We start from the raw sequence: 11479 nt of genomic DNA on the forward strand, positions 1-11479 counted from the left end.
CCCTTAGCACTACCTCCCCAATTTAAAAAACTTAGGTTTATAGATGCGGACATAGATAAAGCTTGGGAAAAATCTTCTTTTGATTGAAGTATTTTAAATTGAAATTCAGTTGTTTGAGCATTTCCTTCCGATAAATACATATTTTCGTCTGATAATTGTTGATATTCGAAAGGAGAGTGACGTAGCTGATTTGTTATGGAGTCATAACCTAGTCCTAATTTCATTCCATTACAGTACTCAATGTGCATTAAAGATTAGCTCCCTTTTTTAATTTTAGTAGATATAGGATTAGTATTTGATTTTTGAAAAACCAAATGAGCTAAAAGCTGACCTTACAAAGGTTTAGTTTTCAGTATACGTGGCAAGAATCAAGTGCGATTACTATAGTCCGGAAAATTTATAACTATGTCATTATGAATGGGGCAAGACGGAGTGAAATATAGCAAGAATCTGGGGCGATTTACTTTTTGTTATATAGTTAGGTTTATTCGTGCCTGCCTACTTGATAGTACTTTTACTAAATTGAGTTTTGTGAACTGAAATATTTTTCATACAATCTTAACATATAGTTTATAATTAGTGGTTTTTTTTGATTTTAATATTTTTTTGAGAATCTTGATTTTTGATAATCTCGTTTACTATACAGTGATATTTTCTTGTATTTTATCTTCAATATCTTTGCTTAATTTTTCCATTTTTTCTTTTTTAAATTTAAATTTATTTTCTAAGATTTCAATTTCTGTATTAAGAGTTATTTGCTCTAGCTTAAAATTGGCTTTCTTTTTGCTCTCCTTACTGGCTATAGCTACATCGTAATTATCAGTTTTTTTAGAAATTTTCGTCAGTACTGGAAGAATATCTATAAATATAAACACAAATCTTATTAACCAAGGTAGAAATTTATCATCCAATTTATCTATCGTTTTGTACAGTCTCATTAAACCGGGATTAGGAGTCCAGCAACTAATTCGAGTACTATTGCACATTTCATATTCAATTTGAGCTTCTTTAAGGGCTAACTCTGCTTTATTCTTTTCACTCTCTCGATCTAATAACGTAATTCTATATTGTTGACTATCTTTAGGTATATTTGATATTTTAGCTCCTGATGTGTTATAGTTATGATAAGCTTTATCAGCTATTTTGTATTTTTCTTCTGCTTCTTTTATTCTTGATATTATATTTTGAAGTACTGTCTTTGATGAGCTTTTATCTTCTGTCACTTTCACATTTTTATCTTCTTCCACAATAGCTGCAAGAATTTCTTGCTTGAAAGCTAGAATCTCAACTGGTATAGATATTATGTACCCAACAAATGCAGCAAGGATCAAGCGACCTGCTATTACGAGTTTGTCCGCTGGTATAGATGTTTTGTTCCCAGACTTTACCAGATCGGGAGAATCAATTTTTTTTCTAGTTGTGCCGATAATGAATCCATCAATTAAAAAAATTAATATGCCCCATAGTAAACCAATTACACATGAGATAATTAAATTTAATACAAACTTATCGTTTGCTGAGATTTTTCTTATTGAACTTGCTTGATTCGTTGGTTCATTAAAGTATTGTTCCAGTTTTTCTTTTTCTTTTGTTAGCTTATTAATAGTCTGATTGTTTTTTTTTGTTTTTCTATTTGTATTTCTATCTCTTTGTTTTGTATTTTTAAACTGGAAATTTCATCTTTAATACTCAAGATTTTTTGTTCTCTTTCGGGTTCAAGGGAAATCTCTTTAATTGAACCTGCTTCTAATACTGTAAAGACAGCATAACCAGATGACACTGCTGCAAACGTACTAATAATAAGAATAATGCCACCTAAACGCATATAAATTCCTTTATAAACATGGCATTGAGAATCATTGTTATTTAAAATGTCTAGTGAAACTCCGGAGCAGGCTAGTAATATTCGTTCTGGTATTTTAATTATTTTTCCTACTATGACTTCCACTAGATTTATTAAGTTTGTCATTAATGTATTCATAATTTGTATTGGTGCTTCGAGGAAAAACTAAACTTTTAATAAAGGACTACTGTGAGTAATAGATAATTTATTCCAAGGTTCATAGTACCTTGAACGATTTTCCTCATAAGGAATTTGAGTTTCAAAGGATAAATTTTCTGCTTAATGAAACTATGAGAGGTTTCTATATTATCTTGCATAATTATAATTCTAGCTCTTTGTACAGCGTAGAATTATTCTTAATAAACTAACGGAATCCAGCTATAACACTCTTAGCGTTATAGGCAGTAAAGGATTCAAAAAGAGCTTGACGCAATGTTCTATTGTTTTCAAAAATTAGTCAATTATTCAAGTGCGATCGCCCGGTTAAGATGTTCCCCTTTTTTAAGTCATATTTTTCAAGATTTTTAGAGGTTCAAACGAACACCTAGTAATAGATTTAAGAGCTTTGGAAAAATGACTTGACAAATTGTCACGAGTCAATCTTTTCTTGTAATATCAGTATGCAGTGTTTTTCCTACCTGCACCAGAAAACTTAAGTCAGTTAAGCCTTAACTCTTAACTTGCGTGTTTGATTCAACGCGAGTGTCGGTAAGGAGAACTCAAAGGAATCGCGATCGCTGTCGTTAACCCAATCTGAGTAATGTGATGGCACGTACTAAACAGCTTCATTATTTGACTGGAATTTAGTAAAAATAGTTATCTCCTGCACTTGAACTTTGGGTAAGTCTATGCATAGCCAATAACAGCAAGAGCACCAGTGTTAACCTGAGCTTGTCTCATGACCTGCTCTTAAGGCAAACACATCTGAAGTCTCACCCGGTATATGCTCTAACTTTATAAAACTAGCTCAACCTTGTCTCTAGCCCAGGGTTGAATTTTAAACTGTGCGTTCGCTTATTTTGAGATCCGAAGGGGAATTAAAGCCTTAATCTAAAAGGAAAACGGGGATTTTTACGTAAAGCGTTATTTTTCAGTAAAATTTGTGACCATCACAGAAGGCTGACAGAGGCGATTCTTTAAGGCGCAGGCATATGATAAATCATAAAATGACCAAAAGCGAGAGTGCGAATAAAAATGCCTTCATCCATTGTATCGCTTGGATTACAAGCCCTGTAAGGCTTAATTAAATCTTGCCGTTAAAAATGTATGGGCTTCAACTTTCTCCTACGCAGCTTGCGATGCTGTAAGGCTTAATTAAATCTTGCCGTTAAAAATGAGCGAACGTACAGTTTAAACTTATAAAAGTGTGAATTCGACAAGATGCCATTGAGGTCAAAACTAAAACCTAACAATACCCCAATTCACTGCAGGGAACGTCCCCGCACGGGGCTAGCCTACCTGACTACGCACGTATAACGGTGACGGAACGTTTGTTTTTTGTGCTTGTTATTTGTGTTGATAGCCGTTCTTCGATTGGTAGCGCTTTTGAACGGCGGTCAAAAATAAACAACCACCCTGAATCTAATCCTAATCGTGCTAGATAAGAATCCAATTGTTCAAGACCATCGGATTGTGGGTCTCCTTTTTTATCCCGCCAAACTTTTAATTCGATTCCTAGTGTGACATTTCCATATTTTAAACATAAGTCCATCCGATCGCTCCCAATAGCATATTCGCGTTCTAAGGTTCCACCGCCATTAACGACGCGATGTAAGAATGCCATTAATACGAGATGGGGTGCAATTTCATGGTATACAGTACTACCTAATAGTGGTTCACCATGCTGACACCAAAATTTTAAAAATGCCTGCAATAAAGCGTTATTATCTAACTCACCTTCTGGAGTTAACCAAGTCGGTGCGATTTTAGGCAAGGAAGCCATTGGTGTAACTGTTAATACGTACACTAGCCATAATATAACTTTAAGGTGATATTGTCGTTAAAATATGGTAGACAGTAAAGATGACTTGGGAGGTAGAATTCACGAATGAATTTGAAGCGTGGTGGGTGGAGTTAGACGGCAGCACCCAGGTTGCAATCGATGCAGTAGTGCGACTGCTTGAGGTACGAGGACCAGAACTTCCGTTTCCCTACAGTTCAAAAATTAACAGTTCGCGTCATTCCCATATGAGAGAGTTAAGAGTGCAACACAAGGGAGAACCGTACCGAGTACTCTACGCATTCGAACCAAGGAGAACTGCCATTCTTCTTTTAGGAGGAAACAAGGGAGGAGAGGATTCCTGGTACGAGGAAAATGTTCCAAAAGCGGATAAGTTGTATGACGAACACTTAGAGGAATTAAAAACAGAAGGATTTTTATGAAGACGAAGCCATTTAATCAACTTCGCAAAAAAATGACTCCTGAACAACAGGTAGAAAGTGAGATCCAAGCAAACCTAGCACTGCTCCAATTGACACTTTCGGAGCTTCGAGAGTCCCTTGGACACACTCAAAGCGATGTGGCGAAGAATATGGGAGTGGTACAATCAGCACTTTCAAAAATAGAGCATCAGGAAGATATCCAAATATCAACGCTCTCGCGATACATTAAATCTCTTGGAGGAAGTCTGAAAATCATTGCTCGTTTTCCCGATAAAGAGGTTGTGATTTCTCAGTTTGATTGAGACGCTCGCTCTACTAAGCTGCTTCTTTGACTTGCGATCGCTTGTAGTCAACAAGCAGATGCGATCGCGAAATTTCAGATAGAAACGACAAATTTCTATGCTTTTTCCTCTGCCAGTACCTGGGCTAAAACAACAGCAGCTTCAAACGAATCATATGAGCCTTGGTTAGCGATTTTGCCCTGCTCGTCCAATGGAACTAAACCTGATTCTTTCAACAATTCGGCTATCAGGAAATGTAGTAGCAAGAGTTTGTCAGAATCAGATAACTCTTTAAGGATAGGTACAAGTTGCGTGGGAGTCATAGATTCAACTTTTTATAATAAATGCAGGTTGCATCCTATCCCACAAGAATCATCCCAAGCAACTGCATGGTTGATTACTCCCTTTGCGCTTTGAAGAAGGCAGAAGGCAGAGGGCAGAGGGCAGAAGGAACAATTGGATGGGGATTCAGACCCCAACCAATTGTAAGCACCGTATAGACGGTGGGGTTTTATACCCTTGTTCCTTCCCGGTACGGGGCAGAGGGAGGAGGCAGTATTCCCTTCAGCATAGCTGCCTCCTGCCCTCTGCCTTTCTTGATAAAATTCCCGAACATATGTTCCTCTTACTCCCTTGCTCTTTGCGCCTTTGCGGTTTATTTAGATAAGTCATCTTTGGGCGGAAAGGGAGTAAGTGCTAGATACGGCTTTGGGAAATTATTACACAGCGTTCCAAGGGTTAATCAACTTAACACCAGCCTGTTGAAAATCTGCTTCATTGCGTGTTACCAAAGTAAAATCCTTATTTAATGCGATCGGCTTCTGACAATTGCCGAAATCGCGCCTCGCTTTCTATCAGTGCTACCTCTGCTTGCTTGCGATCGACAATTTCCTGTTGTAGTTCCATGGTACGTTTGGCAATTTGCTGCTCCAACTGACTTTCACTTTGCAACAAAGCTTTGTTTAAAGCCTGCATTTCTAAAAATGTTGCTTGAAGTTGATGCGCCATAGTTTGAAATGTCTTAGCAAGTTTTCCCAACTCATCACAACGCTTTGTTTCCTTTATTTCTAACGTCTTTTCCCATTCACCTTGAGTGAGTGCGATCGCTGATTCGTTTAAAGCCAGAACTGGTTGAGTTATCCATCGCACAATCAGAATACCGAAGACGAGAGCCAGCACCAAGGCTGCAATACACAGCACAATGGTAATCGAGGTATTAGTATTAATTTCCTGCATGAAATCACTTTCTGGAATGACTACTATAATTAACCAGTCAATTCCCCGATTATCTTGAAAAGGTAATACTTGAATAAACTGTCGCTCACCATGAACTTTGAAATCTAATTGTTGTTCGTTTTTAATTAAGTCAAAATTTCCAAATTTTTCTTCTAAATATTTAGCTGTTGCTTGCGTTTTCAAATCACTACTCTCTTTAGCTAAGAGCCGTGTCACATTATTTTCTGGTAGTGTAACTGTCTTACGCGTAAACCCGAATGGCTTTTCCTGAGTTGAAGTTGCTACTAACATTCCCGAACGCTCGATAATAAAACTTTCTCCAGTTTTACCAATTTTTAGGCTTTGCAAAAAATTGCCTAACTGCAACAGATTTAAATTCGAAAGTAAGACTCCCTCTAAGTTGCCTTTTTTATCGTAAACAGGTTGAGAAGCGCCAAGATACAAAGTCTCACCAGTAATATGAGGATAAATCTCACTCCAACTTTGTTGACCCGTTCTTATAGGTATTTGATACCAGGAACGCTTGTGGGGATCGTAGTCTTTGCCAACGTTGATAATTTTCTGGCGATCGCCTTCACTGTTAGTTGTATAAGTCCGCAATTCATAACCAGTTTGTTTCCCTGATACTCTGATTGTCAGCGAACCATCAGGGAATCTTTCTGCTGAGAATAATTCTTTTTTATTATTAGCAAACCCAATTAAATTGACACCATTAAATATTTTTAGTTGATAAAAAAAATGACGTTCCAGTTTTGCCAAATCCTGCAAATTTAATTCACCCATAGCCAGAGCTACTGCGTTACTCTGATTAACTTGATGGGGAGTTTCAAGGTAAGTTTGTAAGTTCTGTTCAACTCGTTTACTAATTTCAGTCCTAAGTTGTGCGGCGACGACATTGACTGCTTTTTGCCCGTTTTTAAAGGAGAGATAACCCGTTAAAGTCACCACAGCAAAAATTTGCAGAATAAAGGGGACTATAAGAACAGTTCGCAGAGACAGCTTGGTAGGAAGCTCGGTCAAAGGTTTAAGAGTGAACAACAAGATTGTAATAAATTTTTATAAATATAATTTTCATCTTAGTATACAATTTTTTCCTATGCGATCTCAAAAAACTTAAGTCAATTAAACTCTCTTAGCTCTGCGTCCTCTGCGGTTTCAACGTAATTTATTTAACCGTAACAGACGCAGAGTACGCAGAGGAGAAAAAGGAAGTCACACAAATTGGAGACATCCTTATACACGCTGGCAAACTAACGGTTTCTGGTAAAAATGCTTCGGATGCTAAACCCTATCAAGAAAAAGATGTAGAGCAAGCTATAAACGAAGTAGAGGAGAGGCAATAGCAGAGAAGCAAGGAGATGAGTAAACTTAAATATCAAATGTTGATTCAATGGTCAGAAGAAGATAGTTCCTTTTTGGTGGGATTTCCTGATTTTTCTGGGCAATGTTGGCGGACTCATGGGGATAGCTATGAGGAAGCAGTGGCAAATGGTATTGAAGCCCTAGAATCTTTAATTATGGCTTATGAAGCAACAGGTGAACCATTGCCAGAACCAAAGGTTAACAAAGCGGTTTGAATCAGGTAGGTTAGGATTCTGATGCGATTGTTCTTGGATCGATGGCAGTGATTTCAGAAAACCGCTTAAAGTCGTCTGTGTTAAAGGTCAGTAGATAGACCAGGTTATGGTTAATCATAGCGGCAACCAACCTTGTATCGTGCGCTTGTTTGCCCATGACTTGATATTTTGTGACCAAATTTTCCCATGTATAGAAAATTGTTGGCGTATCGGGACATAACACAAAGATCCGTTTGAGTTTTCTAGTTGCTCTTTGAGCTTCATCTACTGTCAAGCCCAAACCATTGCTTGCTAGAGGGCGCGTAGCAACTGCCCAAAACTCAATCAAGTTCTGTGGGATGATGCAAAGCTTTTCACTTTGTTTTCGCAGTATGATGAACGCTCTACGGACATCAGTATGCATCGGACTACTCTTTTGCACTAGACGTACAAGTACGTTTGTATCAACAAGATAACTCATAATTGGCTATCTTCTCGTTCTCGATAAATACTCTCGCGGCTTATAGCTTCATCCGAAAGAGGTAGGGCTTTGCTGAAAAAGTCACTATTTGCCAAATCTATGAGTGCTGCTTCCCATTCCTCATCTGTTGCGGTTTCATAAAATGGCTTCTCCATAAGAGACATATTTCCATTCGAGCGTTCTTCTGAATTTACCTCAATGGTCACAAGTCTACCCGTTGCTAATTGCGATTCTAGGGCTGCTTGTGCGTTGGCGATCGCTTCTTCTTCTGTCCTACCCTCAACCGTTAAATTCGGTATTCCAACAACAGATGCAACGAAGCAGCTTTCAGATTGACTCCTAACAAATACCTGATATTGCATCGTTCCAACCTCCAACTTCTTTGTAACCAACTATATTCTTTAAATCTAAACTTTGACTCACCTTTCAATTTTCCTTAAACAAGGTTAGTAATGTTGGCACAAAGAACCAAAAATGATGTTACTTAGTAAAACTAGCACAAATGCTTACATAATTATCGTTGACCTTTCAACACTAACTTCACACCCGTACCAGGAGCTAAAGTCACCCCCCGCCGTTTGGGAATCTCTGGTTTCTGGCTTGCTAGACTCATTTGATAGCGGGATATCATTGTGGCGAGAACTAACTTCATCTCGAACAATGCTAAAGCTTCGCCAATGCAACGGCGTATTCCACCTCCAAAGGGGTAAAACTCATAGGGAGTAAACTGCCTTTCTAAAAACCGCTCTGGCTTAAATTGTTCTGGTTCTGGATATAAATCTTCACGACGGTGGGTTAAGTAAATACATCCATAGAGCCTTGTACCTGGTTGTAACTGGTAGCCCATCAGTTCCACAGGTTCTTTCACGGCTCTAGGTACTGTTAGCATTGCAATTGGGTAAATCCGTAAAGCTTCGTTACAAACTGCTGTAAGATAGGGCAAACGAACAATTTCCATTGGCTCTGGATTTGTCCCTAGAGCTTCTAGCTCATGAAGTAATTTGTCGTGGACGTTTGGTGCTCGATGTACCCAATACAGTGCCCAAGCAACTGCCGTAGCTGTGGTTTCATGACCTGCTATTAACAGCGTCATTAACTCGTCCCGCAATTGTTCATCTGTCATTGCCTCGCCATCCTCATCTTGTGCTTGTAACAGCAATGTGAGAACGTCTGTACGTGAAGGATCGTGCTGTTGACGGCGCTCTTTGATTTCAGCAAACAAGAGCTTATTGATTTGCTGTTGTTTTCTAAGGAAGGAACCCCAAGGACTCCAAGCCCCTAAATCTTTTTGGAGAGATGGAAAAAAGAGCGAACCTGATGTGAAAGGAGACCGAAATTCATTTAATAAAGCAACGATGGATTCTTTAAGCTGACAAAAGCGTTCCCCTTCGTAAACCCCGAAAACGACATTGAGGATAACTTCTAGGGAAATTTCTTGCATGAGAGTACGTGCAATAAAGATTTGACCGGGAAGCAACTGGTTCATTGCTTTCTCAGTGAGTTCACAAATGCGTTTTCCATAGGAGAACATCCGATCTCCATGAAAAGGTGGCATCAAAAGTTTGCGTTCCTTCCGATGGCGATCGCCTTCAAGCACAAATATAGAGCGATCTCCTGCTACAGGTTGCAAAAGCCTGTTCGGAGGAGCGATAAATTTATTGTTCTGACCCGAAAAAATCTGCTGAAGTGCTTGGGGGTCGCTCACCAACAACAAACAGGAGTCGTTCCCAATCACTGGTGCATTGAAAATATCACCATAGCGTTCCTTAGCAGCATCCATATAACCCAGGGGGTTGGTAATCCACTGAATTTTCTGCAGCCACTGAGGGGCTTGAGATCCATGGGGGAGTTTTCCTTTCGCTTGGGTCATTTTACTCTGTAAAGTTGGCTATTTAAAACAATACCAATTAGATTATCATTATCTTTAAAAAACAGCCATCAAGCTGATTTGAAGAAACGGATAATCTCGCGCACATGGTCTAAAAATTGCCCATCAGTCGAAAGCTGTGCTATAGCTTGTCGTGCCTCTCTTGCCAAACGTTCGTGTTCTGTCTGATTGGTAGCACGTAACTCTTCAATGTTAGCAGCAAGACGGGCTAGTTCTTTACGAGTTTCTTCTGTGTAAACTTGCTGATTCGCAGCTAAGGAGTAGGGCTGTTCTGGATTCAGTTGTTCTTCTAAGCGCTTCACAGTATCTTCAAGAGTAGTGAAGCGAGAACGGAGTTCCACTATATCTTGACGCGGATATGTCCATTCTTGGCGAATCATTGTCAACCTTGCATAGAGATACTCGTAAGCGCTTACAGCAGGACGCAATCCAGTCAATAACAATGCAGCACCAGAACCGATGTAACCGACGGCACTAATACCAGCCGCAGCAAGAACATAAAGAGCGATCGCTGACAGTAAGTGTAAAGCAATAGCAACCAACAGCGATCGCTTAGCCAAAACCTTGACATACTCCAACTGTTTTTCATCCACTGGAATACCTTTTTCAGTGGATTGCGTAGCCTCCGCCAAAACTTCTTTTGCTTGAAAATGCACGTTCCAAGGTACAGTTACAATCGCGAGCAGCCACCAAAAACTTGCACCACCAATAACCCAATCCAGGAAATTCCCAGTTGGTACATGAAACCATTGCAGTAAGCTAAAAACCAGCAGTACGAAAACCAAAACGCCAAGACTGGAACCGATAAAAAAGGTAAAATACATTCTGTAATCTCTCCAATTACGCTATTCTCTACATCATTGCTGCGAATTGGAAGTCAAACAGAAATGCTTGTGATAGTTTTTCAACTGAATCCTGCAATCAATAGCGTGTCACAATTAGAGTGACCCAGTCAAATTTGTCATTTTTTGTTTATCTAACTACTAACCACTGTACCGGCGCAAGGCATTGCGCCTCTACTAACCACCAACAACTAACCACTAACGAATTAAATAACTCCGCCAAGAACCTTTAACCCCACTTTCAGGAAACAGTAAACGCCAAGTTTTACCTTCTCTTTGAAGTTGTAGGTAAAGCTCAAAAGGTTTTTGAGATTGTTTTATTTGCCGTTTTGGCAACTTGAACGCAAGATCGTAGGTTCCTCGAACGCGATAAGTGAGTAAGTTTTGAATCGTTAGGGATTGTTCTTCAGTAATTGACAGCCGATTAATTTCATATCCTTGAAAATTTAGATCGAGTTGTTCGCTGAGTCGTTGCTGAGTCTGTTCTACCTCAAGGGTAAGTGCTTTTTGAACGAGTTGGGATGTTGGTGCAAGTACACTCGTCGTACATGCACTTAGAAATCCCAACAGGATTAGGCTGACAATGAACCTCATTTTTATTCAGACTCCTCTATGTTCTTGTTAATCTGACAAGTTTTAATTGTTGCTTCCTGACTTACTTAGACAGCATAGGACAAAAAAGGCTTTCTCTGTGTAAAAATCACGCACTGATATATCAAGGTATTAACTTTGCATCTAACCAAAGACAAGAAAGGTAATTCCGTGTTGCTCCTATGTAATTTTATTGACTTAGGTAACGCTTCTTTAAGAAAAAAATATCCGGAAGACAAGACTTGAAGCCCGAATATTTGAATACAGTAGGACATTGCTGCTGAATCACCCGTTTTGTAAAGTTAATAGAAATTTTGATAAAAATATCACAATTTGAGAAAAAACCTGCGTAAAAACATTTAATAACCACGTTATTATT

13 protein-coding genes and 1 pseudogene are annotated in these 11479 nt (G+C 38.9%); 3 read left to right on the forward strand and 11 right to left on the reverse strand.

The annotated features are described in order from the left end of the window. The 4 genes and pseudogenes from F7734_RS58050 to F7734_RS58065 form a co-directional block, all read right to left on the reverse strand. On the reverse strand, window positions 1-224 hold a 224-nt coding region (locus F7734_RS58050), incomplete at its 3' end, for a hypothetical protein (protein ID WP_155753195.1). 414 nt (window positions 225-638) lie between these two features. Beyond that, window positions 639-1604: a DUF4407 domain-containing protein gene (locus tag F7734_RS58055; RefSeq protein ID WP_166482803.1), complete on the reverse strand. Its 966-nt coding sequence runs from the start codon at window positions 1602-1604 to the stop codon at window positions 639-641. Then, complete coding sequence (locus F7734_RS58060; RefSeq protein ID WP_155753199.1) at window positions 1592-1981, reverse strand: hypothetical protein; 390 nt, start codon at window positions 1979-1981, stop codon at window positions 1592-1594. Before F7734_RS58060 ends, F7734_RS58055 begins: the two co-directional genes overlap by 13 nt. 1324 nt (window positions 1982-3305) lie before the next feature. Next, window positions 3306-3803: pseudogene (locus F7734_RS58065) on the reverse strand (ATP-binding protein); the annotation flags it as partial. A 62-nt stretch (window positions 3804-3865) separates the two neighbouring features. Here F7734_RS58065 and F7734_RS58070 point away from each other — a divergent pair. Then, window positions 3866-4225: a type II toxin-antitoxin system RelE/ParE family toxin gene (locus F7734_RS58070; RefSeq protein WP_155753201.1), complete on the forward strand. Its 360-nt coding sequence runs from the start codon at window positions 3866-3868 to the stop codon at window positions 4223-4225. Further along, window positions 4222-4527, forward strand: coding sequence for a helix-turn-helix transcriptional regulator (locus F7734_RS58075; protein WP_155753203.1), 306 nt, complete (start codon window positions 4222-4224; stop codon window positions 4525-4527). The genes F7734_RS58070 and F7734_RS58075 overlap by 4 nt, the downstream gene beginning before the upstream one ends. A 95-nt stretch (window positions 4528-4622) precedes the next feature. Here the strand turns inward: F7734_RS58075 and F7734_RS58080 are convergent, their stop codons facing one another. Together F7734_RS58080 and F7734_RS58085 are read right to left on the reverse strand one after the other, a co-directional pair. Further along, the gene (locus F7734_RS58080) at window positions 4623-4829 is read right to left on the reverse strand and encodes a hypothetical protein (RefSeq protein WP_155753206.1); all 207 of its coding nucleotides are present in this window, start codon (window positions 4827-4829) and stop codon (window positions 4623-4625) included. Window positions 4830-5307: 478 nt separating this feature from the next. Next, window positions 5308-6762 (reverse strand): cache domain-containing protein, encoded by a 1455-nt coding sequence (locus tag F7734_RS58085; RefSeq protein WP_166482802.1) that lies wholly within the window; start codon window positions 6760-6762, stop codon window positions 5308-5310. A gap of 338 nt (window positions 6763-7100) precedes the next feature. Here F7734_RS58085 and F7734_RS58090 point away from each other — a divergent pair, with 338 nt between their 5' ends. Continuing rightward, window positions 7101-7319, forward strand: a complete 219-nt coding sequence (locus F7734_RS58090; RefSeq protein WP_155753209.1) for a type II toxin-antitoxin system HicB family antitoxin — start codon at window positions 7101-7103, stop codon at window positions 7317-7319. Window positions 7320-7329: 10 nt separating this feature from the next. On the opposite strand, the gene F7734_RS58095 is transcribed toward F7734_RS58090, so the two are convergent. The 5 genes from F7734_RS58095 to F7734_RS58115 all read right to left on the reverse strand — a co-directional run bounded on the left by F7734_RS58095 (window position 7330) and on the right by F7734_RS58115 (window position 11103). Next, on the reverse strand, window positions 7330-7779 hold the full coding sequence (locus tag F7734_RS58095) for a PIN domain-containing protein (RefSeq protein WP_155753211.1): 450 nt from the start codon (window positions 7777-7779) through the stop codon (window positions 7330-7332). Continuing rightward, window positions 7776-8141: a type II toxin-antitoxin system HicB family antitoxin gene (locus F7734_RS64895; RefSeq protein ID WP_155753213.1), complete on the reverse strand. Its 366-nt coding sequence runs from the start codon at window positions 8139-8141 to the stop codon at window positions 7776-7778. The genes F7734_RS58095 and F7734_RS64895 overlap by 4 nt, the downstream gene beginning before the upstream one ends. 152 nt (window positions 8142-8293) lie before the next feature. After that, window positions 8294-9649 (reverse strand): cytochrome P450, encoded by a 1356-nt coding sequence (locus F7734_RS58105; RefSeq protein WP_155753214.1) that lies wholly within the window; start codon window positions 9647-9649, stop codon window positions 8294-8296. A gap of 68 nt (window positions 9650-9717) precedes the next feature. After that, window positions 9718-10491, reverse strand: coding sequence for a hypothetical protein (locus F7734_RS58110; protein WP_155753215.1), 774 nt, complete (start codon window positions 10489-10491; stop codon window positions 9718-9720). 216 nt (window positions 10492-10707) lie between these two features. Beyond that, window positions 10708-11103 (reverse strand): hypothetical protein, encoded by a 396-nt coding sequence (locus F7734_RS58115; protein ID WP_155753218.1) that lies wholly within the window; start codon window positions 11101-11103, stop codon window positions 10708-10710. Window positions 11104-11479 lie beyond the last annotated feature (376 nt).

The sequence above is a fragment of the Scytonema sp. UIC 10036 genome (assembly GCF_009725235.1).

What these genes read in the sequence shown, in the direction of transcription:
- F7734_RS58060 (WP_155753199.1), bottom strand. Translation starts at nt 1,981, where the DNA reads ATGAATACATTAATGACAAACTTAATAAATCTAGTGGAAGTCATAGTA.
- F7734_RS58070 (WP_155753201.1), top strand. Translation starts at nt 3,866, where the DNA reads ATGACTTGGGAGGTAGAATTCACGAATGAATTTGAAGCGTGGTGGGTG.
- F7734_RS58075 (WP_155753203.1), top strand. Translation starts at nt 4,222, where the DNA reads ATGAAGACGAAGCCATTTAATCAACTTCGCAAAAAAATGACTCCTGAA.
- F7734_RS58080 (WP_155753206.1), bottom strand. Translation starts at nt 4,829, where the DNA reads ATGACTCCCACGCAACTTGTACCTATCCTTAAAGAGTTATCTGATTCT.
- F7734_RS58090 (WP_155753209.1), top strand. Translation starts at nt 7,101, where the DNA reads ATGAGTAAACTTAAATATCAAATGTTGATTCAATGGTCAGAAGAAGAT.
- F7734_RS58095 (WP_155753211.1), bottom strand. Translation starts at nt 7,779, where the DNA reads ATGAGTTATCTTGTTGATACAAACGTACTTGTACGTCTAGTGCAAAAG.
- F7734_RS64895 (WP_155753213.1), bottom strand. Translation starts at nt 8,141, where the DNA reads ATGCAATATCAGGTATTTGTTAGGAGTCAATCTGAAAGCTGCTTCGTT.
- F7734_RS58105 (WP_155753214.1), bottom strand. Translation starts at nt 9,649, where the DNA reads ATGACCCAAGCGAAAGGAAAACTCCCCCATGGATCTCAAGCCCCTCAG.
- F7734_RS58110 (WP_155753215.1), bottom strand. Translation starts at nt 10,491, where the DNA reads ATGTATTTTACCTTTTTTATCGGTTCCAGTCTTGGCGTTTTGGTTTTC.
- F7734_RS58115 (WP_155753218.1), bottom strand. Translation starts at nt 11,103, where the DNA reads ATGAGGTTCATTGTCAGCCTAATCCTGTTGGGATTTCTAAGTGCATGT.